This is a genomic window from Moorena bouillonii PNG (assembly GCF_001942495.1).
Classification (GTDB): Bacteria; Cyanobacteriota; Cyanobacteriia; order Cyanobacteriales; family Coleofasciculaceae; genus Moorena; species Moorena bouillonii.
In genome coordinates, this window is the sequence record NZ_MKZS01000001.1 from 6,704,695 (window position 1) to 6,729,639 (window position 24,945).

Here is a 24,945-nt window from a genome sequence, read left to right on the forward strand (position 1 = left end):
GTCTCCTAATTTTACCTATTTATAGAGGTTTATATAGGTTTATAGAGGGTGTATCGGTGTCTGAGGATTGACCACTGAGTGATATCAAAACTGATATCAAACAAGACACCAGATAACCGATCTATTCCCGAAGGACTTTGAATTATAACGCTTTCAGTGGTGTGTCGATGGCTAAATTCGATAATTCCTAGATTGGCGGTAGGCCACACTATGGGATCAGATGGTAAAATCCTCAATAATCCTGGCATCGCCAAGGGCAACTTCGACACTAAATTGCTCTCCTGGTACACCACTAAACTGCAATTGAATGTAATTATCGATTTGTCTGGCTTGGGCTTCAAGAAAAACTGTTCCGGATGCATCCAGCACAGTGAGGGTGAGGTTGGCAGGCAAATAGGTTTTACTGCCGGTGGGATATACCTTGAGGCGAATATTTTGCTTGAGTTCAGATTCTGGCACAAGTTCCACCACCAAAGCCACGGGGGAACCAGCTAGCAATAGCCCTAAGTCGATTAACTTAGCCCGCCTAATGCCCACATCAAGATTTTCCTCTAGGGGTAACGCCTCAGTTGAGTCTAGACCAGCAGAGCGGAAAGCGAAAATTGGTTCGGGTGGGTTTAACAAGTTTTCCAAGCTTTCGAGAGTTTGCCAACCAGTTTCAACCACATTGTCTAACCATTGACTCAAGTTTACCCTTGTTCTGTGGGCAACAGCAGCAGGCTTGGGGGTTACCTGTGTCATGGGTGGATGAAAGCGATCGATTAAATCGTCAACAGGTCGTAGTTGACTAATGGGTAACTCTTCGGTATCAGCAGTTGGAGTAAATCCCAACACTGTTCCCTCCGAGGATTGTTCATCAATCTGAACAACTACATACCCAATCCGATCAGACCAAACTTCCGGGGGAATATGGCAAACGGAATCTTGGGATTTGATTGCTCGGCATTCGATACGACCGATACCGGATATTTCCAAGTCTGCCACATTAGCTAACAGGCGTATAATAGGGTTCCAGCTGTCTGAGGCTTTTAAATCTGTAGGCATGCCCATCATTTGCATGTAATCATTGACAACCAACACAGCCAAGGTGTTGAGTCGAACTTGCTCAGCTTTTTGAGGGGTAGGCTGCTGCCTAGCAAATTGCTCAGCACGGCTGCGTGCATTGTTAGTAATGGGCAGAGGAAGGGCAAATTGTTCTAGGTTATGGGTGTTGTAGGTCATAGGAATTGTGTTTCTGTACTGATGTGAACACCTTGACTCAAGCAGGTTAAGGTTAAGGTAAGTCTTTTTAAGGAACCTCCTATTATAGATATCCCTCCGATTCTCCAAATTTACGCAAACGGGGCAAACATTGTCGCTGATAAAAGCTACTTAATGTAGAAATTGATACATTAAACTCTTCGGATAGGGTTTTCCAGCTAGTTTCTGGAGGCAAGCGTCGCAAAATTAAGACTTGGCAGGTGACCTCTTGATGACCTTTAATATGGGTAGTGCGTAGATCACTATCAACAGCCGCCGTTTCCACCCATTCCCTTATATCTTCGAGTAACGTAGGCACGTCCGGTGGAGCTGCCACACTATTGATCGGGTCAAGGTTTTCACCATTTTTACCCTTGCTAGCAGATACTGTCTTAGCTTGTCCGTCTATGGTCTTGATGCGAAAGTCTTGGAGTCGTTTCTTCAAGTAAAAATTGAGCCAAGTGACCACACTGCCACGGCTAGAGTCGTAGGGATTACCGGTTTTGCCTTCGCAAATATTCTGGCAAAAGTAAATCCAGGTTTGTTGGAGTGCGTCTTGATAGTAGGGACTATGTTCTTGCCAAAGTTTCTTACTGATTAAACGAATAATTTTTGTTAAGTTTCTTTGACGGTGAGCGCTTCCAGGTGGATGACTACATGCTGCCGTCACTAGCTGGTTGAGCTGCTCATAGAGTTGAGTCATAATGCGTCCGCTCCGCCTTTGCTGATATTGCCTTTTTCCGAAAATACTATGTTCACATCAGTATGTATATCTTAGGTCGGGTCAGCTTCAGGTCTGTAATCTGAACTACTCCAGGATACTCGGAGTTTTGGTTAAGACTAAGCCAGTCCAGTATTGATCTATTGACAGTAATGGTATGATGTGTTAAAAACGTGCGGCTCGTTCTAGCTAGGAGCCTCCAGTTTCTGGAGGGGTATGAGCTAGGGGATTAGCGAGGAAAACTCCCCAAAATCCTAACTATCTACCGGATGATGGTGAAAACCCATCCCTTGAGGAGACAAGTGACTCTCTATCTGGCCACACCGAGTAGGCGGCAACCTACAGAGTGACGCTGGCACCAGGGCGGGATTAGGACTGAAACAGATAGGTTCCCTACCGCTAATGAGGAGATGACACGGGTAAACAAGTCCTAAAAAAGTGTCTTAGCACACCAACACAATCTGAACAAAACATGTGTATGGCATCCTCTCATTCTCACGGTTGTTTGTTATTGCAAATCGTAATCTCCGAGAAGAGGATAGGCAAAATGGACTGTCCTAAATCATCAAAATAATCTGGAAGATGGAACGAGTAAAAACGATGGTCAAATATGGGTCTGAGGAACGGTCGAAACCTCGGTAAGCTATGCCAAGCCCAATCCCCACCATCGGGTAAGATGTGCTCAAAACTGGGCACGGGTATTCAGAATACACAAACCAATGGAGAGTATGGGTAGACACAGACAAAAATCTAGTGACCTTTGGAAAGGACAAAACTGGAAGCAACTCCGGAAGAACCTTTTCCGCCTACAAAAGCGCGTGTATAAAGCGGTTCAAGTTGGTGACTTGAGGAAAGCTCGGTCTCTACAGAAACTGATACTGAAATCTCGTTCAGCACAGATATTGGCCATCCGTCAAGTAACACAACTCAATCAGGGCAAGAAAACCGCCGGTATCGACGGAAAAACTGCACTGAATTACAAGGAAAGATTAGAGGTACTTGAAACCATGAGGCAAAGCGCCCTCGACTGGCATCATTCCAGTCTTCGTGAAATCCCAATCCTTAAAAAGAATGGGAAAGTAAGAATGCTCAAGATACCAACAATCTCAGACAGAGCATGGCAATGTAAGCGCAAAATTTGCTCTCGAACCAGCACACGAAGCCACATTCCACGCCCGAAGTTACGGGTTTAGAACCGGCAGAAGCGCACACGATGCCCAAAAACATGTATTTCAAAACTTGAACGCCCATGGGAATGGCATCAAAAAGAGAGTAATAGAACTAGACATTAAAAAGTGTTTCGACCGCATTTCCCATAAGTCCATCATGGACAGGTTAATTGCACCAGCAAGTTTGAAGACTGGGATATTCAGATGCCTTAAGGCCGGAGTTGACCTGGAATTTCCTGAGCAAGGAACCCCACAGGGAGGTGTAGTCAGCCCACTACTCGCCAATATCGCACTTGACGGAATAGAGGATATACACCCAAGCGTCCGATATGCGGATGATATGGTCATATTTCTCAAGCCAAAAGATAATGCCGAAAAAGTATTGAATAAAATCAAGAAATTTTTGGCGGAACGCGGGATGGAAATCAGCGAAGAAAAGACCAAGATAACCAAAACGACAGACGGATTCGATTTTCTGGGATGGCACATGCGTGTCAAACTAAACGGAAAGTTCCACTGCACTCCCTCAGTGGAGAATCACAGAGCTATCCGTAAGAAAATCAAAGCCATAGTCAACAACTCGAATTATGGTGCAGAAGTAAAAGCCAAGAAACTAGCCCCTATCGTACGTGGATGGAGGAATTACCACAAATACTGCGACATGAGCAGTTCCCGAGATAGTTTATGGTTCATGAACAACACCGCAAACCGGAAATTCCGTAGAGAAAAGAAGGTAAACCGGTATCAGGCCGATAAATTATGCAAGAAAGGCTTCCCCGCAGTGGGGTATGAACAGAACAAACACGTAATGGTAAAAGGGACTAAGTCCCCCTATGACGGAGACCTAGTCTATTGGAGCCAGAGAAATTCCCAACTCTACTCCGATGCTACATCAGAAACTTTGAAAAAGCAGAACCATTCCTGTGGATATTGCGGACTGAGATTCATTGATGAAGAAAGAGTACATCTCCACCACATTGATGGAAATCACAACAACTGGAAGAAAAACAACCTCATGGCTGTTCACCAAAGTTGTCACCAATATATTCACGGGGGCAAGTCGTTCGCGAAGCGTCGCCTTTGGCCGTAGGCCACGCTGCGCGAACGGCGATAAGACTAGGATATCTAGGAGCCGTATGAGGGGAAACCTTCACGTACGGATTTGAAGGAGAGGTGCCCCGGCTAATCCCGGGCATCGACTCTAATTTACTGATGGCGTTTAAAGCGATGCAGCGCGGTCTTGGGGGTTTCCCCCATGAGCGACTGCATCAAGACAGCGATCGACACCTGCTTCCCTTCTACCTATCCTACCTAGGGGCTACTGGGGGAAGAATTTTCCGGTTTTTAACAACCCATTTAAGGCCGCTTCAGGTGCTAGACACTTTCACCGAAGTGTTTCTACGGCATTAACCAAGTGGCAAAAGATTTGAAACGTCGTGCTTAGGATTGTTCGCGAATCATGCATCTGTTAGAATATCAGGCTAAAGAATTATTCTGTGAGATTGGCATTCCGGTTTTGCCTGCTCAACGCATTGACCATCCTACCGACATCAAGGGATTACAGATTCCCTATCCGGTGGTGCTCAAATCTCAAGTATCTACTTGTGGAGATAGCCCAGCTCGTCGGATCCGGTGTGTAGAGAATACCATCGATGCGATCGCAGCAGCTAGGGCAATTTTCAAACTCCCGATTCTGGGTAAGCATCCTCAAGTACTGCTAGCAGAATCCCGTTACAATGCTGAACAAGAATTTTATCTAGCGGTGTTCCTAGACTACAACTTGGCCCGTCCTGTCCTATTGGGTTCTTCCCAAGGGCGTATGGACACCAAAACCTTGATCAGCGATATGCAAAAGGTTGTGGTCGAGCAAAACTTTTCACCCTTCTATGGGCGGCGTCTTGCCATCAAAATGGGACTTTATGGTAATCTGATTGAGTCAGTGAGTGGGATTATCAATAAAATGTACCAACTTTTTGTCCAAAAAGATTTGGACATAGTGGAAATTAATCCCCTCGGTGTTAGCCCGACTGGTGAACTCATGGCTCTTGATGGCAGGATTGCTATCAACGACAAGGCTCTGAGACGTCATCAGGATTTGATCAACTTGACATCGACCATGGCTGAGAGCGGTTCTTACCAACAGATGCTCACTAACTCAAGCCATAATTTCAATGGTTGTGATCTCAAAGGTCGTGATCTCAAAGGCAACATCGGGATTATATGCAACAGCATGTGTCTAGCTGCAACAACAGTTGATCTGGTATACCAAGCAAAGGGTAAACCAAGACAGTGTCATCTCGTTCCAACGATCAACTCTAACCAATACTGGCCAATAACTCCTGGTGCGATAGAGGAACTGCAAGAGGCTTTACGAAAACTAACGACATCCGAAGGGATTAAAGTGGTCTTAGTGAATATCTTGAGCAATAGGGCTACCAGCAATGCCGCAGCTGAGATGATTGCCAATTATCTACTGTGTCAAAGTTGGGAAACACCTGTACTCAATTCAGAGAACCAGGAGCAAAATTCCACCAGTCATCCCCTTAGCTCCCATCACCAAGACCTGTTATCTAAGGGCAAATATCCTCGATCAGCCTCTGGGATTGAGAGACCTCACCTTGTGATCCGTTTAGTTGGGACAAATTTTCACTCGATTCAACAGCGTTTGGCTCAGCTCCCCGTATACTTTACAGACAACTTAGATCAGGCAGTAAAGCAAGCTGTATCTCTTGCCAGGAAGGGGTCACGACGTCCTAACCTAGTCATCTAGCTGAGTGCGTCAGTGCTCAGTTACGATTCTTTTGTTCCTTGTCCTTTTTGATTAGCCAGAGTCTTCTGGCAACTAAAAATGATCAATGATCATTGATCATTGACAAACAACAAAAGAATAAGGATCAATCACCAATGAACTTGAGTACCGATAGCAAAGTTTTAGTACAAGGCATTACACAACCTCTAGGTTTGTACTACGCTGCCCGGATGAAAGCCTATGGCACCAATGTCGTAGCTGGAGTTAGTACTGGTCAGGGAGGGCAAACCTTGCATGGCATTCCTGTATTTGATTTAGTAGAGCAGGCTTGCCATCATGTCGAGGCTGTGGACACAACCATTATTTTTGAAGAATCCTACCAGATAAAGGATGTTGCCTTGGAAGCGATAGATGCTGGGATCAGGCAAATTATTCTCTTTACTGGTGGTATTCCTCCCTTGGATATGGTAGAATTACTAGCTATTGCCCAAGCTACTAAAACGATTATTCTTGGTCCGAGCAGTTTTGGGATTATTGTTCCAGGAAACGTTTTGCTAGGGACTCACGAGAGTGAATTTTACAGACCTGGCTCAGTAGGATTAATTACCCGTGGTAGTTATCTGATCTACGAAGTTGCTTTAGGCTTAACTCAAGCTAACCTAGGACAGTCAATCGCTATTAACCTTGGCAGTGAAGCAATTGTTGGTTCTTCATTTAGCCATTGGCTGGAGGTTTTGGAAAAAGATAAAGCTACAAACGTTATTGTCCTAGTTGATCAGACTGGCGGCGGCTACGAAGACGTGGCCGCTGCCGCGTATATAGCCCAGGAAATCCATAAACCAGTGATTTCCTACATTGCGGGACGCTATACACCAGAGACACAACTAATTTGTAACCCTAGTGCTAGGCTATATACTCACCTACCAGAGGCTATGAGTAATATGACTAAAATGTCTACGGCACAGGAAAAAGTGGCAGTATTTAAGCAAGGGAGAATCCCAGTAGCTGAACGCCCTTCCCAAATTCCCATCTTGGTTCAAAAGGCTCTCGACCATTGACAGCAATTGATTCGTCACCCCATCACCCGTTGGTCGGATTTATAGCGCTACGCACAAGTAAGAAGTAAGAAGTCAGAAGTCAGAAGTAAGCTAGACTCACGTTTCGGAGTTTAGGAATGTCCTAATTTTAATGCGTAGTGCGAGTGCATCATAGTTTGCATACTACAAACTGACATCTTGAATGTGGGTTATAACCTGTAACCTACAACCTACGAGCTGTAACTAAAAGCCTACAACTTGTAATATACAACCTATAACCTACAAGCTGTAACCTTGTTGAGCCTAGTTTTTTGCAAAGTATCGTTAAGCGGGCTGGAATTTAGTTGAGATTGTTTACTAGAAAACAATCCTTTCGGAATAAATCGATAAAATAGAGGATGTAGGGTTTATGATAAGACCCAACTAATCGTCCTTTTCAACTGACCTAGTTTAAATTTCAATTAATTTATGGAACTTAGTGGCTCATCTGCCAACTCTTCTGACCCTCACCCATATAGATGGGCAGAAGTCTTGGGTACGGTAATTGCGCTGTTGACCTTAACATTACCTTTGTTGATCATCGCTTACTACTCTTCTTCAAATAACTACGTTAATGTTTTGCCACAAACCACCTACTCACCTACGAGATTAGAAGATTGACATACAAGTTTTTTAGATAACCAAAGAAGGAAAAGTATGTGGGTGCGCTGATTTAAAAACCTTCAATAGCTGAGGTTTAATAGAAAATCCCAGCGTCATGTCCCCTAGGGACTGGCGTAAGGGGGATTCTGTGAAATTTCAGCTTTATAGAAAGTTTGAGTTGAATGGTATACCACTTGCCTTGGCTCCTTGATGATAGTTAACAGCGGACAAGGAAAAGGAGAAAGGGGAATCAGAGGAGATTGGTGTCGTCTCTTTCACCCAGGCTACCTCTTATCAAGCAAAGGGAAGGCAGACAAGGAAAAACCATCAACAATGAACAACAATGAACAATTACCAGTCTCCTTCGCTATAGGCTAGCTTAAGTAGATAGCCTTCACCCATAACCTTTCACTTTTCACTTTAACTAAATCTCTAGCTCAAAAAAACCTTTAATTTAAAGAGAATGAAAAAAATCTAACTAGAAAATAAAAGAATTTGTAAAGTTGCGGAATTTACCGGTTTCTGGATTGAAAATTATGTCAATGTGCGTAAAGATTAATTTCGCCTAACTCCATCTTTGGGCGTATTCCCAAAATGATTTTCATTGCAAAAGGATTCTGGCAACACTCAACCAATGTAGGTTTAGTGACTTTGGTTTACCTTGGGCTGGCAAACTTAGTCCATGGATTGATTGCAGGTAATACATTAGTACCACCAGTTTGGTCTCCCGCAGGATTTACCCAAGTAACCGTATTACTAATAAGGGAGAATCTTTGGTGGTTAACCGAACACCAAGGAGTTTTGCCATCGGTTTCTTGGGAACAATTTTTCTCGACTGTGTCGCCTCAGAGGTTCTGGCCAGTTTCTGGGATAACTGCTTTAGGGTATATCTTGTCAGTATTGCTCTCGATAGGATTAGCACGGTTGTGGCAGCTTCGTCCTTCCCTAGAACGGCGACGAGATGTATTGGGGTTCCTAGGGGTGTCGATGCTTGCCACACTAATCGCTCCGACTGTCACTCTAACTAACTTACACCTGAGTGGTGAATTTGATGGTAGGAATTTCGGCGGGATGTGGTGGCAATGGTGGTTAGGGGACTTAATGGTGGTTTTAGTCGTAGTACCAGTGTTTTTAGTGTGGTGCTACCTAGTGAAGGAGTTGAAGGTTGGCAAGTTGTTCGCGTTCGCGAAGCTTGGCCAATTGGCCAAGGTTGAGAAAGTTGAAGAGTCAAGCCAAACTAACCTGCAACTGTCTAACCAACAACCGTCAACCCCTCAAGCAAGCATAAAGATAAAACAATTTATTTTGGCAGCTATCTGGCTGATTTCACTCTTGACAGTCAGTTGGGGAGTGTTTGGGTCGGACATTGGGCCAAAAATGGCAACCTATCCCCTCGCCTGCTTGATATTTCCCTGGCTGATTTGGGCTGCCCTCCAATTTGGTCAACGCCTGACCACCCTAGGCTGCTTGATGGTATCGAGCATTGCCATTGTAGGAACCAGTTTGGGTACCGGACCGTTTCTTGCCAGCACCGGGAACTTGAGCGAAGCAGTTCCCCTACTACAGGTTTTTATGATACTGATGGCGACAATCCCTTTATTCTTGGCAGCGACTACATCAGAACTAAACGCGGCGGCAAAATTGTTGCGCTTAAGCGAAGCCAAATACCGCAGCATCTTCGAGAATGCGATGGAGGGCATTTGTCAGACCACACCTGACGGACACTATATCAGTGCTAACCCGGCACTAGCGAGAATATATGGCTATCAATCATCGGCAGAACTCGTAGCAAGTGTCACCGATATTGCCCACCAACTTTATGTTGATCCTCAACGACGGGCAGATTTGCTTCTACAGCTACAGGAAGATCTTGTTGTTTCAGGGTTTGAAGCACAGATTTATCAAAAAGATGGTACTATAATCTGGATCTCCAAGAATGTGCGGGCGATCCATGATAGTAGTAACTTTCTACTCTACTACGAAGCTACAGTAGAGGATATCACAGAGCGTAAGCAAGCTCAAGAGGCACTCCGTCAGCAGAATGAACAGCTGGAACATCAATTTCAAGAGCGAACAGCTACCCTGAGGCAGCTCAATCGACAATTAATCGCGGAGGTTCTTGAACACAAGCGCATTGAGGATGCGCTTAGGGAGAGTGAGGAACGGTTTGCTCTGGCTATTCAATCCAACACCAACGGACTCTTTGAAATCAACCTGAAAACCTATGATCATTACTACTCGCCCCAATTTCTCAGCCTGATTGGCTACCCATTGGATCAAGATAGACCGACCATTAATGAATTACTGGCACTGATTCATCTTGAGGATATTGATGAGGTGAAAGCCATCCTAGATAACCTATTGGCTGGACGAAGTTCTCAGCGATGCAGCGCGGTCTTGGGGAGGCAGCGCGGTCTTGGGGGTTCCCCCCATGAGCGACTGCCGTGGGTTTCCCCCATGAGCGACTGCATCAAGAAGTGGAAACACAAGTTTCGTCTGCTGCGCACAGATGGCTCAATTTCCTGGATTCTCTCGACTGGCCTGGTGATCAAAGATCATAACGGTGAAGTGGTTCGTCTAGTTGGTACCTTTACTGACATTACTGATAGCCAGAGAGTTAAAGCCTTGTTAGCTGGACAAAATCGTATCCTGGAAATGATTACCCAGTGGGAGAAGTTGCCAGATGTACTAGACCGACTAGCTCGGTTGATTGAGGAGCAATTGCCCAAGATTAGGTGTGCTTTCTTGCTGGTGGACAAAAATGGGGTTAATCTGCATCATACTGCCGCCCCCAGCCTTCCAGAATCCTACATTCAGGCAATTGATGGTATGGTGATTGGTCCATATATGGCTTGCTGTGGCACTGCCGCCTATTGGCGAGAACCGGTCATGGTTAAGGATATTGCTACTCATCCCCTGTGTGGAAATATAAGGGATTTGGCACTCTCCCACAATCTCAGAGGGTGTTGGTCTATCCCCATTTTGTCCACTGAAGGGACGGTGCTAGGCACCTTCTCAACATACTACACTGAACCTCATACCCCAAACCGCGAAGAGCAACAACTGGCGGATAAGGCCACCCAACTCGCTAGAATTGCCATTGAGCGCTCTGTGGCACAGGAGGATGTACTCCGTACAAATGCCATGCTCAAAGCACAACAAGAAGCTGCCATTGATGGAATTTTAGTGGTTGATGAAAATTTTAGGGTGGTTTCCTACAACCACCGTTTCTGTGACTTGTGGCAGACTCCAGAACAGTTGTTTCAAGCCAATGATATTAAAGAATTGCTCAAGCAGCTGAGTTCTCAACTGAAGCATCCCGAAGAATTTCTGGCTCAGGTGGACTATCTCCAGGCTCATCCCAAAACAACGAACTACGATGAACTGTTAATGAAGGATGAGCGTATTTTTGACTTTTATTCAGCACCAGTGCTTACCAGTGGTGGGGATTACTATGGTAGAATCTTCTGCAACCGAGATATCACTGAACGTAAGCTATCAGAGGCAAAACTACGGCAGGCGGAACAGAAGTATCGCAAGTTAGTTGAGTCAGCTGGTGATGCTATTTTGATGGCAGATGCGGAAACCGGAATCATCCTGGAAGCCAATCAGATGGCGGAACAGATGCTCGGTCGTGGCAGAGATGAAATTATTGGGTTGCATCAGAGTCAGATTATTCCACGAGAACGATTCAAAGCCTACTCCCAAATTTTCCAGCAACATGTGGAGGCAGGGGGTGTATTTCAAGTAGAACTGGAATTACTGCATCAAGTTGGTACAACCGTGCCTGTAGAAGTTAGTGCGACTACTTTGGAGCTGCAAGGCAAGACAGTTGTGCAGGGAATTTTTCGAGACATTAGCGATCGCAAACAGGCAGAACAGGCGTTGAAGCAGGCTAAAGTTGACGCGGAAGTAGCCAATCGGGCTAAAAGTGAATTTTTAGCCAACATGAGCCATGAATTACGTACCCCCCTTAACGGCATTTTAGGTTATGCCCAAATCCTCCAAGAGGAACCCAATCTGAGCGCTACGCACAAAGAGCAGCTCAGTATTATTCAGCAAAGTGGTCAGCATCTGTTAACCCTACTCAATGACATCCTGGATCTATCAAAAATCGAAGCCAGAAAAATGGAACTTGATGTCAGAGATTTTCAGTTTCCCAAGTTTCTCGAAGGTATTGTGGAAATTGTGGTGATCAGTGCTAAACAAAAAAACATTTCATTCCGTTACGAATTCCTTTCGCCTCTGCCTGAATTTGTCAAGGGTGATGAAATAAGACTGCGACAAGTTCTGATGAACCTTTTGGGAAATGCTGTCAAATTTACAGATACTGGTGAGGTAACGTTTAAAGTTGGTTATTTGGGGTGTTCAGAGTTGAACGTTGATCGGTTGAACCTTGTTCGCGTTAGCGCAGGGTCGGCCGAAGGCCACGCTTTCGCCGTAGGCGACGCTGAAGCGTGGCCGAAAGGCCAAGGTTGTCAAGACAACCTACCCTACGGTAACGCCCAAGGCGAACAACCTAAAAACCGTCAAGCTTTAACCGAAAAGCAAGGTACTCAAAAAATGCGCTTTGTGATAGCAGACACTGGCATTGGTATCCCACCAAAACAACTAGCAGAAATATTTTTGCCATTCCATCAAGTGGGCAATACTGACCGTCAGGTTAATGGTACAGGCTTAGGATTATCGATTAGTAAACGTTTAGCCGAATTAATGGGTAGTCAATTAAATGTGAAAAGCACTGTCGGTCAAGGTAGTATTTTTTGGCTAGATTTAGATTTACCAGACGTTTCCGATGAACAACAAGGAGGACAAGGAATTGTAGAATCCACTAAGGAAGAGAAAGCTGAAGACGTTATGCCTGTAGCTCCATCGCCAGATAAAATCTCCGTTCTGTATGAACTAGCAATTATGGGTGATATTCGAGGCATCCAAGAGGAAGCTAATTTGATTGAACAGTTGGATGATAAATTCATCCCCTTTGCTCAAAAGTTGCGTCAATTATCAAAAGGCTTTCAAGAACGACAAATACTGGAATTTGTGGGGAAGTATATGGATAACAAATACCGCGAAGCTCCTTGAAAATAAAAGATTTACAAAAAACTGATAAAGTTAGGGAAAATAAATTACATAGTCTTTAAAAAAAATAGATATTTAAATTAGTATTTAAACCAGGAAGAAGTTATTATATTTTTAAGGTTTATTGTTTAAGGTTTATTTTGATTAAATGGCAATATATTTTGTGAAATGATACTCACGGGGTGACAACAAAGCTCAAACCTAGATAGGTGGCACGGTTAATGGTTTTAGGTATTGGGTAAAATGAGCGCATCGGTGTCATTTGTATTTCCCAGCAATTGAAGCAATTTTCACGCATACTTCGTCAATGATAGTTTTAATCAATCCATCCCGCTTGACAATTTTACCATTAACCTAACCCCTGTAACCTAACCCCTGTAAGATTTTCAATTAGCTTGTCACCCCCTGAGGAAATGATAAGAACCGATTGTTTTGAATTTTATTAATTAGCCATTGATTAGCGACAAACCCCAATAACGAGTTCATGTGATTATGAATATTTCCTCAGTAACTCAAACTAATCATCATTCCTCTTCCAGGACAATCCCCCTAACTGAGAGCTATAACAAAATTGGCTATAAAGGTGTAATTGTGATTGTTGATGATAGTCCGACTAATTTAGGGGTGATGTTTGAGTTGTTGAGCAATTCTGGCTTCAAAGTCTTAGTCGCTCAAGATGGCTATAGTGCGCTCCAGAAAGTTAACTATGCTCAACCGGATCTAATCTTACTGGATATTATGATGCCCGGAATTGATGGGTTTGAAACTTGCCGTCGCTTGAAAGCTCAAGAGTCAACTAGAGACATCCCAGTTATTTTTATGACCGCTCGTACTGATACTCTCGACAAAGTTAAAGGTTTCAGGCTCGGTGCAGTAGATTATCTCACTAAACCAGTGCAGCACGAAGAAGTAAGAGCGAGAGTAAACACTCACTTGAAACTCGGGCGTTTACAAAAGCAACTACAAGCACAAAATTTTCAGCTGCAACAGGAAATTAAGCAGAAACAAGAAGCTGAGCATAAATATCGCAGTATCTTTGAAAATGCCACTGAAGGCATTTTTCAAGTTACACCAGAAGGACAATTTATTACCGCTAATCCAGCACTCGCACGTATTTTGGGCTATCAGTCGCCAAAAGAACTGATTAATCAAGTCACGGATATTGGTCAACAACTCTACCTTGCACCGATGCGTCGTGACGATATATTAGCCCTAATCCACAAAGAAGAAACGTTATCAGAGGTTGAGTCCGAGGTCTATCGGAAAGATGGTATAGTAATTTGGATTTCGGAAAATATACGAGCAGTCAGAGACAATTTTGGTGATTTACTCTACTACGAAGGCACACTTAGCGACATTACAGAGCGCAAAAAAGCTGAAGATGAACTTCGTCGTGCCCGAACCGAAGCTGAGCTTTTGCTGCTTAATATTTTGCCCCAACCGGTCGCAGAACAGTTAAAAAAAGGAGAACGTACTCTGGCAGAAAGTTTTGAAGATGTAACTGTTTTGTTTGCTGATTTAGTTGACTTTACCAAACTCTCAACCCAAACCTCTCCCACCGAACTGGTCGAAATTCTCAATGTAATTTTTTCAGAGTTTGACCAACTAGCTGAGGAGCATGGTGTCGAAAAAATTAAGACGATTGGTGATGCTTATATGGCTGTTGCCGGTCTGCCAAAAGCCTGCAAGTATCATGCGGATGCGATCGCTAAAATGGCATTGGATATGCAAAAATTAATTGCCCAGTACAATGCTCAAACGAATCACAATTTCCGTCTCAGGATTGGCATCAACAGTGGACCAGTGGTGGCTGGGGTAATTGGAATCAAAAAATTCAGCTATGATTTGTGGGGTGATACCGTAAATATGGCTAGCCGTATGGAATCTCAGGGTATACCAGGTGGCATTCAGGTTACAGTTACTACCTATGAGAAATTAAAAGATAAGTACCGGTTTGAGCAACGGCAACCGTTTGAAGTCAAAGGAAAAGGGAAAATGACTACTTATCTGCTCACAGGTCCATTAGCAATGGGTAATGGGTAATGGGTAATGGGTAATGGGTAATGGATAATTGACCTAACTATACTTGATACCAAGTTGCGATCAAACGTACAACTTTCTCTTCCGCCAATCTCTTTATTTCCCTATCTCCCTATCTCCCCATGTCCCCATCTCCCTATCCAAGCAATCTACTCTCTTTGAATGCAACTCGGTATGACTTGACCCTTGACGGATTTCTTTAGTTCAGCAGTTCAGCAGTTTAGCAACAGCGTAAATTAAACTAACCCATGGAAAAAGGACCCAGAGTGAGCAACCTGTGCTACTATCTGGGAAAATCCTCCTAGCTGAGATCACCAATGGGTAAGGTTCTGGTGTTAAACGCCTCCTATGAGCCGCTCAACATCACCAACTGGCGACGGGCAGTTGTCTTGTTGATCAAGGGTAAGGCAGAGCGTATCGAACATAACGGCAAATACGTTTACGCAGATTTTCCACTGCCTACAGTGATTAGACTGCGCCATTACGTCCGGGTACCCTACAAAGATATTCCCCTTACCCGTCGTAACATCCTGCACCGTGATGGTCACTCTTGTCAATACTGCGGTTACAGTGGCGATGACTTAACGTTAGATCATGTGATTCCTCGTTCTCGCCATGGAGGTGAGTCCTGGGAAAATATTGTTACAGCTTGCGTGCGCTGCAACGTCAAAAAAGGGAATCGCACCCCTAAAGAAGCCAACATGATGTTGCAAACCCAACCCCGGAGACCTTATAGTAGTCTCCACTTTGAAATTGCTAAACACTTAAAAACTGGACGGCATCAGGAGTGGCGGAAGTATGTGATTGGTGCCTAGTATACTAACTCATGTCACGACTAATCAAGCCAAAAGGGGATTAACCAATGGCTAATGACTAATGGCCAATGGCTAATCACCAATGGCTAATGACTAATGACTAATAACTAATGACTAACAATTTACTTAACAGTGGTGCGTCTAGCTTAGATTCAGAACAGGTTGATGCTCAAGGGCAACTGTCATCTACTCAAGATGTAAATCCTTCGGAGGGAAATTCCCAAACAAAAAGGCGGCAGTCGGCTACATCAGGTTCAAAAGTACATTCAAAAGTACAACAGTTGCAGGAGACTCTAGAGCGTCATCAACATGAGCGGCAACTGATTATCCTACAAGATTTCCCTGACCCAGATGCTCTCTCTAGCGCTTGGGCTTACCAGCTGATTGCCGAGCAGTATAATATCCAATGCGATATTGTCTATGCTGGTACCCTCTCTCACCAGGAAAACATTGCCCTGGTTAAGCTGACTGGTTTACCAGCCAAACGCTGGAGTGTGGAGACGACAAAAAATCAAGATTTATCGGTGTATCAGGGCTATGTGCTGATTGATAATCAGGGTACAACCACCCAGCTATTACCGATTGTTACCGAGGCGAATATTCCTCTAATTGCAATATTTGATCATCACAGTAGTCAAGGGGAGTTGAAAGCAGAATTTATTGACCTTCGTCCTCAAGCAAGAGCCACCGCGACGCTATTAACCCATTACCTTCAGGCTGGGTTACTACAGCTTGATAGTAGCATTAGTGAACATATCAAATGTGCGACAGCTTTGATGCATGGTCTGCGCTCTGATACTAATATGCTGATGCAGGCTCAGGAAGAGGATTTCTTGGCAGCTGGATATCTCAGCCGCTTCTATGACACTCAACTCCTTAACGCTATACTCAAGACATCTCGATCTCGTCGAGTGATGGATGTTATTGAGCGATCGCTTAAATATCGCATTGTCCAAGATAACTTCTCTATGGCTGGTGTCGGCTATCTTCGCTATGAAGACCGGGATGCTATTCCCCAAGCTGCTGACTTTTTAGTCACTGAAGAAAATGTTCACACTGCTGTGGTTTATGGGATTGTTTACGATGAAGACCAAGAATTAGAAGTGGTGATTGGTTCCTTGAGAACCAATAAGTTAACCCTCGACCCTGATGAATTTATCAAAGAAGCTTTCGGTCAAGACAGTCATGGGCGTTTCTTTGGTGGTGGACGCATGATGGCTGGTGGCTTTGAAATTCCGACGGGATTCTTGAGTAGTTTTAATGACAAATCGGAGTATGCCAAGCTCAAGTGGGAAGTGTTTGATACCCAAGTCAAGCAAAAACTACTGCGGTTAGTTAATCCCCAGGATACGGTTATCTAAAACTAAGTAATACCAACTGATGAACTCAGGAGTGTTTTCAGTGAGCGCGATCGCATTTTAAGCGAATCTCAAGAATCAGCCCATGGAACTCTACTTAATTCGCCACGGTATTGCTGCTGAGCGAGGCACCTACAACAACGATCGAGAGCGGCCACTGACCAAAATTGGCCATGAAAAAACTAGTAAAGTAGCAAAGGAGCTCCATAAACGAGGGCTAAACTTTGACCTAATCTTGACTAGTCCATTGGTCAGAGCTAAGGAAACCGCTGCTATCCTGCAAGATGTTGGTTTAGGCTCATTGGTTGAAGAGTCGGATAGTCTCGCTCCTGAGGGTGACATTCACCAATGGCTCAGCTGGCTACAGCAGAGGTGGAGAAAGACTGATGTTCAAAGACGTTTGGCTCTAGTTGGTCATCAACCGGATTTAGCTAATTGGGCGGAAATGTTGGTGTGGGGAGTATCCAATCAAAAACTAGTGCTCAAAAAAGCTGGAGTAATTGGGTTAAAGCTTCCTAATACTGGCAAGCCCTTCGGTCGCAGTGAGCTATTCTTGCTGACCTCACCTAAGTGGTTAGTATAGCCATCTTTCAGGGTTGATGGTGTTCGGAATCTCCCCCCATTCATGGGTCAGAGAAGTCAAAGAGTGCTATAATATAGTCTCGCAATCAAGTACCCAAAAATCGGGATGAAGTAGGATCTAATATCATAATTCGGACATTGACATTTACTTAGCGCTAGAGTATAATCGAGACAATTGACACAGAGTTAAGTGACGATGCCCAGAAGTGTAGGAGTAGCAAAAAGAATATCAACTCAAGTAGTCCCTGTGGTGGGGATGACCAAGTCGGTTGAACTTGAATTGCTGTCTACCATGAAAAAGCTGGGCGTCGTTAGGGCTGAGTCTTACAACAAACTGGGGAGCATTAACCATTGGGGATTGGACTGGAAAAAAGCTATCCCGGAAGTAAAGAGTTTTAGAACTCCAGATACCCTGGGAATTCCTGCCAAGTTAATGGATTGGACTATCAATGATGTAGCGAAAGCCATTGTAGCTCAGCAAGCAGCCTGTAGGGATGTTGTAACGAAGAAAATATATAAAAGATTTCCCAGTAAAGAGAACCAAAAGACTAGAAAAGAACTTTGCAAACAGCTCAAAACCTTAGCTTTTCTGAACAATCCACTTCTCCATCGACTTGTTAGAAAGGAATTTCATAGAGGGCATTCTTGGATTAAAAACCAAATAGTTTATCAACAAGAGGGTTATCAATGCAAAAGACTTTCTCGTAAGACTTACCAGCTAGAAGTAGCTGGTTTAACAAGAAGGAAAAGAAATAAAATAATTGTTCGGTCTAATCGGAAAATAAAAGGGCAGATTAGATTAATATACAATCAATTATTGCCAAGGTTTGAGGTTCACTTTTTAGTAGACCATGGCAACATTGAAATCCCGACTGAACGTCGAAGTATAGGGCTAGACAAGGGATATACCGAGGCTTTCTATGATTCAGATGGTCAGGCTCATGGAAAAGGGTTAGGCAAAGCAGCTACCCAAAAATCTGATCGTATCTGTGAAAAGAACAGAAATAGAGGAAAGCTCTGGGCACTCCATAGAAAGCTAGAAAAAATCGACCCAGCTAAGTCGGCTCGGATATTAGAAAACAACCTAACCAGAAAAACAGAAAACAAGCGTTACAGACAGAATCAATCAGAGATTAAAGCCATAATAGGAGCAGCCTCGAAGTCTGTTTTTAATGGTAAATCACTGAAAGTATTTGCTGTTCGCGAAGCGTGGCCTACGGCCTCAGATTTAACGCAGCCGATAAAAAATAAACGTCAGTCCAAGGCCATGTCCCGTAAGCTCAATAGTTGGATGAAAGGAGAGCTTCGGGATTCTTTACAGAAATGGGCTGATTGGACTGGGTCGGTTATTACAGAAGTTCAACCTAGTTACACGTCGCAAGTTGACTCCAGGAATGGAACCCTGATGGGGAAAAGGACTGGGGACTGCTTTACCGGATTCGATGGGGTCGTGTTACAGGCTGACCACAATGCTGCCAAAAATGTCCTTGCGAGGGGTACAGACTTCGAAATCACCCGGTATATGAGTAAAGCCGAGGTGCAGGCAGTATTGTTGCGTCGTACCGCGCGTTTCTTGGAAGGTATGGGACTGAGTCTGCTAGATGCAGTTAAGCTTGGCTGGCTTGACTCCAAACATAGCAAAACTAAGGCTTTCAAGCAACTCCTGGTCGAGATGCCAGGAACGCCGAGAAAGATGAGTGGGAGGCTTGACTCCAATTGCTGTATGACCACTCCTCCCTCAGGCAACAATAAAATGCACCTTGACCGTTTTGTACCGGATTATCCCGATTAATTACGGTTTAAGAGTATCTCATTAAACTATAAACTAATAATCTTTGTAGCACGGAAGACTAAAGAACTAATCTCTGGTAAGTTAGCCTGAGATGACTGAAGATTCTCTAGGTAATAACATGATAGCTTGCGAGTACCAGCCAGGTTTAGAAGGCATTCCAGCAGCTCAATCCAGTATCAGCTACGTTGATGGGCAGAAGGGAATACTAGAGTATCGTGGCATTAGGATCGAAGAACTCGCATCAAACAGTACTTTCCTAGAAGCCGCGTATCTACTGATTTGGGGTGAGCTACCTACTAAGAACGAACTTTATGAATTCCAGGAGGACGTTCGCCTCCACCGACGGATCAAGTACAGCATCCGGGACATGATGAAATGTTTTCCAGAAACTGGTCATCCGATGGATGCTCTACAAGCCTCTGCTGCTGCTTTGGGTCTGTTTTACTCCAAGCGGGCTTTAGACAATCCACAATACATTCGGGGAGCCGTGATTCGCCTGTTGGCTAAGATACCTACCATGGTAGCAGCATTTAAACAGATGCGCAAAGGGGACGATCCAGTACGCCCTCGGGATGATCTTGGCTATGCAGCTAACTTTCTGTATATGCTCAATGAGGAAGAGCCCACTCCCCTAGAGGCTCATGTCTTTGATGTTTGCCTGACACTCCATGCCGAACATACTATCAATGCCTCTACTTTTTCGGCTCTGGTGACTGCTTCTACTCTTACTGACCCCTATGCAGTAGTGGCATCAGCGGTGGGAACTCTAGCTGGTCCGTTACACGGAGGGGCGAATGAAGAAGTGATTACCATGTTGGAAACCATCGGCTCAGTGGAGAATGTCCACCCTTACTTGGAGGAGCGCTTGCAGCGCAAAGAACGAATTATGGGTTGCGGTCACCGAGTCTATAAGGTAAAAGACCCGCGAGCAACTATACTTCAGAACTTAGCGGAACAACTGTTTAAGGAATCTGGCACAGACAAGTACTACGACATTGCTTTGGAGTTGGAAAAAGCAGTGGAGGAAAAACTGGGTCACAAGGGGATTTATCCTAATGTGGATTTCTATTCCGGCTTAGTTTACCGGAAGCTGGGTATTCCGAGTGACTTGTTTACACCAGTGTTTGCGATCGCACGGGTTGCGGGTTGGCTAGCTCACTGGAAGGAACAGCTAGCCGTCAATCGAATTTTTAGACCTACTCAAGTCTACACTGGCACTCACGATGCTCCCTATATTCCTATGGAAGCTCGTTAGTCGTTAGTCATTAGTCGTTAGTCATTGGTCATTGGTCATTGGTCATTTGGGCGTTGGTGATTCTTGAGGGAAGTCCCACGAATAATCATGTACTCGGCTCCCTCGGCCAAATGCCTAAGTTTTGGTACCTAGTTTTCGTCCCTTCAAAAGCTGACTGCTGATAGCTGATAGCTGTTCGCGTAGCGTGCGTGGCACAGGCTTCTAGCCTGTGATAAGTGCGCATATGCCTAGGAAAATAATAATTGCCAATTACCAATTACCAAGTAACTAATGAAATTTCCATTAACCAAAAAATTCAATAAATTTATAATTTGGATATTAATAGGAGTGGTGCTATTGGTAGGATTTAACACTATCATTCCTGCCCCTCGCCATACCCCAAAAACCACAAATAAAATTCAAGGAATTTGGGTAACTCATGTCGGTAACAACTTTCTATCCTATACAGGACAAACTGACAATGTATTTCACGAGTTATCTGGTCTTAATTTTAATCGAATTTACGTTGATGTTTATAATGGTGGAACTACCTATCCTAGTAACTATTCCCTCAAAAATAACTGGATTACCTTACCCTTAACCGACCCCCTAAAAGCCGCTATCAAAGAAGGTGAACGTCAAGGATTAAAAATCTATGCTTGGTATGAGCATGGCATGATGCTTCATCTTAATTCAAAATTTGCTAAACAGCATCCCAATTGGCTCCTGAAGACATCAACAGGAGAAAAAGCTATCGATCAACATCTGTGGCTAAATCCAAACCACCCAGATGTTCAACAGTACTTCATTAATTTATTTACTGAAGTGGCTAAGAACTATCCTAACCTCTATGGTATTCAACTAGACGATCATTGGGGCATTCCAACTCAATTTGGAAATCACGCCAGAGTGATGACGGAATTAACCCGTAAAATTTACCAAGCGGTTAAAAAAATTAACCCTAATTTAATTATATCTCTTTCTCCCAATTCCCCAAATTTTTCCTACAGAAAATACTCTCAAAATTGGTTGTATTGGGTACGCCAAGGCTTTATCGATGAAGTGATCGTCCAAATTTATCGCAAGACAAGCCAAGAAGTAATCAATACTCTAAGATCTTCTGGTTTACGAGAAGCTAGTTATTACGTTCCGGTAGCCGTAGGTATCTACAGTGGAGAATTCTATCGCCCTAAGCCCATCAATGAACTCAACAAGCAGATAAAAATAGCCCAAAACTCTGGTTATGGTTATTCTCTTTTCTGCTGGGAATCTACCTATAGTCCTTTTCGTAATATTAAACCAGAGTACAAAGAAGCGTTTGTTAAAACTTACTTGAGCATAAAGAAGCTTTTTTTAACTTTATAAGTTTTTTGTAACTATTAGTTTAAGTAGTTAGGTATAGCAAAGGGAACAGGGAATAGGGAACAGGGAACAGGGAATAGGGAACAGGGAACAGGGAATAGGGAACAGGGAACAGGGAATAGGTTATAAGGAAAAAAAATTTCTGTACCTCATAGCTATCAGAAACACTATAGATGAGGCGAAACTATTTACTTAATTTACCTGTTTTAACCCATTAATCCTCTTTATCCTCTTGCCTTGTCTATAGATACAGGACTTACGCACATAATCCATGGGTAGGGTGGGCAAAACCTTGCCCACCCTACAGGTAGCGTTAAATTGAGGGATTTGCGTAAGTCCTAAGATAAATCCTCAAAACCAATTAAATTTTAAATTTAGTAAACTTTTATTAAGTTTAATTAAGGCATGCCCTACCATGAAGCAAAACCTGATTGAAGGGAAGGTGAGCTCCCAGCTAACCCGACTAACGATACCGATGATTTGGGGAGTGTTTGCAGTTATTGCTTTCAACCTGATTGACACCTATTTTGTCGGACAACTGGGAACCAAACCCTTAGCAGCTATGAGTTTCACCTTTCCCGTGGTGATGACTTTAGGTAGTCTAGCGATGGGGTTAGGGGTGGGAGCATCCTCTGTGATTGCCCGTGCCATTGGAGAAGGGGATCTCCAGAAAGTGCGGCGACTGACAACAGATAGTCTAACCCTGTCTCTGCTAGTAGTAGCACTGTTCACGTTCCTAGGATTAGCCACTATCGATCCCCTATTTACCGCCTTAGGAGCTGATGCCGATTTGCTACCACTGATTCGTAGTTACATGCAGATTTGGTATTGGGGAATGATTTGTCTGGTTATCCCGATGGTGGGTAACAATGCTATCCGCGCTTCCGGCAATACTGCTATTCCCAGCGTGATAATGACGGTTGCTGCATTCGTCAATATTGCCCTCGATCCAGTATTAATCCTCGGACTGGGAGGATTTCCGCGATTAGAACTGGCAGGAGCAGCGATCGCAACAGTCATTTCCCGCGCCACCACCCTAGTTGTAGCCTTGTGGTTTCTCAACAATCGCCTGCAGATGCTTTGCTTCAACCTGCCCAAGCTGAGAGTAATTTTAGAATCCTGGAAAAAAATTCTCTATGTGGGTTTGCCTGCTGCTGGAACGAGCATGGTATTTCCCATATCTATTGGTGTGATCACTGGGTTGCTAGCTGGTTACGGAACTATAGCAGTAGCAGGTTTTGGCATTGCCTCACGAGTAGAATCCTTTAGCCAGATTGTCCTAATTGCAATCTCTGCCAGCATTGGACCGTTTGTAGGGCAAAACTGGGGGGCGAAAAAATACCTCCGTGTCCATCAAGCCTTGCGTCTAAGTTTCCTATTGTGCTTATTTTGGGGAGTGCTAGTAACAGTGATTCTTGCTCCCACAGCTCCTTGGTTAGCCTCCCTGTTTAACAGCAACCCAGAATTGACACTCCCTGGTCTAAAGACGCGGGGATTCTTGGTTCAACGACTCGGCTTGCTGAACCTGGTTTTCACCAAGAACAGTAGAGACCAAATCTCCCCGAGCGTTTGGATTTAAAATCCAAGTTCCGGTGTGCCCCACCGTACTTAAGGCTCGTTCTAAAATATTGATCGCAGCATTATGATCTCTATCTAGCAAACAACCACACTGACAGATGTGGGTTCTAGTTGACAGAGATTTCTTGACTGTTTCACCACAATTAGAACAATTTTGGCTCGTATAGGCAGGGTTAACTGCAACAGTTATCTTGCCAAACTTAGTGCCAAAATACTCCATCCATATCCGAAATTTATACCAACCGGCATCATTAATAGACTTGGAAAGACAGTGGTTTTTAACCATATTATTAACCCTTAAGTTTTCATAGGCTACCAGGTCGTTAGACCGGACTACGCAACGTGCAAGTCCCTTTGCATGTTCTTCACGCTGCCTACTTATTTTAAGGTGTGTCTTGCCAAGTTTATTAATCGCTTTTTTACGGTTAGTAGAGCCTTTCTTTTTCCGAGAAACTCGACGCTGATAGAATTTTAGACGCTTTTCTCCCTTTCGGTAAAATCGAGGGTTTGGAACAGTATTGCCATTAGAGTCAGTGTAGAAGTCTTTTAATCCAACATCTAAACCAATACTGGTTCCTGTTGGTTCAACCGACTCAATAATGTCAGTTTTAATGCAAAACTGAACATAATAACCATCGGATCGACGGACTATCCTAACCCTCTTAATTAGTTTTACATCTAAACGCCATAAGTCCCATGTTCCCTTAAGCTTGAGTTTTCCTATTCCTTTTTTGTCGCTAAAAATAATCGACTTTTTGTCTGGACATAGCTTCCAGCCTGTGGTCTTATATTCTACTGAGTGACAATGCTTCTTGAATCTAGGAAATCCCTTCTTGCCGGGAACTTTTTTCTTGCAGTTATCGTAGAAACGGGCTATCGATGACCAAGCTCGCTCAGCACTGGCTTGACGAGCCATAGAGTTCAATTCATTTGCAAAGGGAAATTGCTTGGCCAAAACAGTACAATATTTGCTGATATCTGATCTACTAACGCCTTTATTATCCATCCAATACCGAATACAGCTATTACGAACAAACTTGGCTGTTCTAATCGCTTCATCTATCGCTGAATATTGTTTTTGTTTGCCGTATGCTTTGAACTCTAAAACAATCATTAGTATCGACCTTTAGCTACTACTTTAGTATACATCGGCCAGGGTAAGATTCCGTAATTCTAGAAATATTTTTTTTCATGGCTAAAAGCGCGCTACCAACCTTCATCCCCACTTTGAAAAGACGGGAGACGGGGGACGGGGCTTTCGGTTTCTGAATCCCTCGTAATATCAAAACTGTCTTAGCCTTAAAGAAAAATTAAGTGTCTGCTGGCATGGTTCAGCTTTGAAGTAAGCGATCAGCTTTCAGGTTTCAGTTATCAGCTTTCAATTTTCAGCCATTCCCGTAGCGTGGCCAAGGCCAATGGCTGACCGCTGACCACTGACTACTGACTACTGACGGCTGATGGCACCTCAAGTAGCGTGCGCGTAGCCCATAGGCTTACCTTCTGATTTCACTGCTTCCAGCTCCCAAGCTCCCTAAAAACATGTACCTC

The 24,945-nt window shown here is 43.9% G+C and carries 18 protein-coding genes and 1 pseudogene; 14 read left to right on the forward strand and 5 right to left on the reverse strand.

The genetic code is table 11. The annotated features are described in order from the left end of the window. Nucleotides 1-216: 216 nt before the first annotated feature. From BJP37_RS27235 to BJP37_RS42020, 3 genes are all read right to left on the reverse strand, one after another. Nucleotides 217-1,221 carry a DUF1822 family protein gene (locus BJP37_RS27235; protein WP_075903548.1) on the reverse strand — a complete coding sequence of 335 codons (1,005 nt, stop codon included), beginning with the start codon at nt 1,219-1,221 and terminating at the stop codon, nt 217-219. Between the two features lie 82 nt (nt 1,222-1,303). Then, complete coding sequence (locus tag BJP37_RS27240) at nt 1,304-1,942, reverse strand: hypothetical protein (RefSeq protein ID WP_075903550.1); 639 nt, start codon at nt 1,940-1,942, stop codon at nt 1,304-1,306. A 513-nt stretch (nt 1,943-2,455) separates the two neighbouring features. After that, nucleotides 2,456-2,656, reverse strand: a complete 201-nt coding sequence (locus BJP37_RS42020) for a hypothetical protein (protein ID WP_214607779.1) — start codon at nt 2,654-2,656, stop codon at nt 2,456-2,458. 32 nt (nt 2,657-2,688) lie between these two features. Here BJP37_RS42020 and BJP37_RS45175 point away from each other — a divergent pair. The 12 genes and pseudogenes from BJP37_RS45175 to BJP37_RS27295 all read left to right on the forward strand — a co-directional run bounded on the left by BJP37_RS45175 (nt 2,689) and on the right by BJP37_RS27295 (nt 20,478). After that, nucleotides 2,689-4,219 (forward strand): annotated as a pseudogene (locus BJP37_RS45175) (group II intron reverse transcriptase/maturase). A 137-nt stretch (nt 4,220-4,356) separates the two neighbouring features. Beyond that, nucleotides 4,357-4,539, forward strand: a complete 183-nt coding sequence (locus BJP37_RS37545; protein ID WP_143727825.1) for a hypothetical protein — start codon at nt 4,357-4,359, stop codon at nt 4,537-4,539. A gap of 49 nt (nt 4,540-4,588) precedes the next feature. Further along, the gene (locus tag BJP37_RS27250; RefSeq protein WP_075903552.1) at nt 4,589-5,899 is read left to right on the forward strand and encodes an ATP-grasp domain-containing protein; all 1,311 of its coding nucleotides are present in this window, start codon (nt 4,589-4,591) and stop codon (nt 5,897-5,899) included. Between the two features lie 134 nt (nt 5,900-6,033). Continuing rightward, nucleotides 6,034-6,936: a succinate--CoA ligase subunit alpha gene (locus BJP37_RS27255; protein ID WP_075906525.1), complete on the forward strand. Its 903-nt coding sequence runs from the start codon at nt 6,034-6,036 to the stop codon at nt 6,934-6,936. A gap of 447 nt (nt 6,937-7,383) precedes the next feature. Beyond that, a complete protein-coding gene (locus tag BJP37_RS45345) occupies nt 7,384-7,575 on the forward strand; it encodes a TLTLP motif-containing protein (RefSeq protein WP_075903554.1) in 192 nt (63 codons plus the stop codon). A gap of 576 nt (nt 7,576-8,151) precedes the next feature. Next, complete coding sequence (locus BJP37_RS44395; RefSeq protein WP_075903556.1) at nt 8,152-12,639, forward strand: PAS domain S-box protein; 4,488 nt, start codon at nt 8,152-8,154, stop codon at nt 12,637-12,639. Nucleotides 12,640-13,128: 489 nt separating this feature from the next. Next, entirely contained in the window at nt 13,129-14,679 is a 1,551-nt protein-coding gene (locus BJP37_RS27270; RefSeq protein ID WP_075903558.1) for an adenylate/guanylate cyclase domain-containing protein, read from the forward strand. 314 nt (nt 14,680-14,993) lie between these two features. Further along, the gene (locus tag BJP37_RS27275) at nt 14,994-15,491 is read left to right on the forward strand and encodes an HNH endonuclease (RefSeq protein ID WP_075903560.1); all 498 of its coding nucleotides are present in this window, start codon (nt 14,994-14,996) and stop codon (nt 15,489-15,491) included. A 110-nt stretch (nt 15,492-15,601) separates the two neighbouring features. Continuing rightward, on the forward strand, nt 15,602-16,852 hold the full coding sequence (locus BJP37_RS27280; protein WP_075903562.1) for a DHH family phosphoesterase: 1,251 nt from the start codon (nt 15,602-15,604) through the stop codon (nt 16,850-16,852). Between the two features lie 82 nt (nt 16,853-16,934). Further along, nucleotides 16,935-17,432 carry a phosphohistidine phosphatase SixA gene (sixA, locus tag BJP37_RS27285; RefSeq protein WP_075903564.1) on the forward strand — a complete coding sequence of 166 codons (498 nt, stop codon included), beginning with the start codon at nt 16,935-16,937 and terminating at the stop codon, nt 17,430-17,432. Between the two features lie 195 nt (nt 17,433-17,627). After that, nucleotides 17,628-19,223 carry a zinc ribbon domain-containing protein gene (locus tag BJP37_RS27290; protein ID WP_229415461.1) on the forward strand — a complete coding sequence of 532 codons (1,596 nt, stop codon included), beginning with the start codon at nt 17,628-17,630 and terminating at the stop codon, nt 19,221-19,223. A 118-nt stretch (nt 19,224-19,341) separates the two neighbouring features. Next, the gene (locus BJP37_RS27295) at nt 19,342-20,478 is read left to right on the forward strand and encodes a citrate synthase (protein WP_075906527.1); all 1,137 of its coding nucleotides are present in this window, start codon (nt 19,342-19,344) and stop codon (nt 20,476-20,478) included. 85 nt (nt 20,479-20,563) lie between these two features. On the opposite strand, the gene BJP37_RS40175 is transcribed toward BJP37_RS27295, so the two are convergent. After that, nucleotides 20,564-20,701 (reverse strand): hypothetical protein, encoded by a 138-nt coding sequence (locus BJP37_RS40175; RefSeq protein ID WP_158069801.1) that lies wholly within the window; start codon nt 20,699-20,701, stop codon nt 20,564-20,566. Between the two features lie 47 nt (nt 20,702-20,748). Between BJP37_RS40175 and BJP37_RS27300 the strand changes: the two genes are divergently transcribed. Together BJP37_RS27300 and BJP37_RS27305 are read left to right on the forward strand one after the other, a co-directional pair. Continuing rightward, nucleotides 20,749-21,822 (forward strand): glycoside hydrolase family 10-like protein, encoded by a 1,074-nt coding sequence (locus tag BJP37_RS27300; RefSeq protein ID WP_075903566.1) that lies wholly within the window; start codon nt 20,749-20,751, stop codon nt 21,820-21,822. A gap of 412 nt (nt 21,823-22,234) precedes the next feature. Then, nucleotides 22,235-23,398 carry an MATE family efflux transporter gene (locus BJP37_RS27305; RefSeq protein ID WP_075903568.1) on the forward strand — a complete coding sequence of 388 codons (1,164 nt, stop codon included), beginning with the start codon at nt 22,235-22,237 and terminating at the stop codon, nt 23,396-23,398. Here BJP37_RS27305 and BJP37_RS27310 read toward each other — a convergent pair. Further along, nucleotides 23,300-24,511, reverse strand: coding sequence for an RNA-guided endonuclease InsQ/TnpB family protein (locus BJP37_RS27310; protein WP_075903570.1), 1,212 nt, complete (start codon nt 24,509-24,511; stop codon nt 23,300-23,302). The genes BJP37_RS27305 and BJP37_RS27310 overlap by 99 nt on opposite strands. Nucleotides 24,512-24,945: the final 434 nt, after the last annotated feature.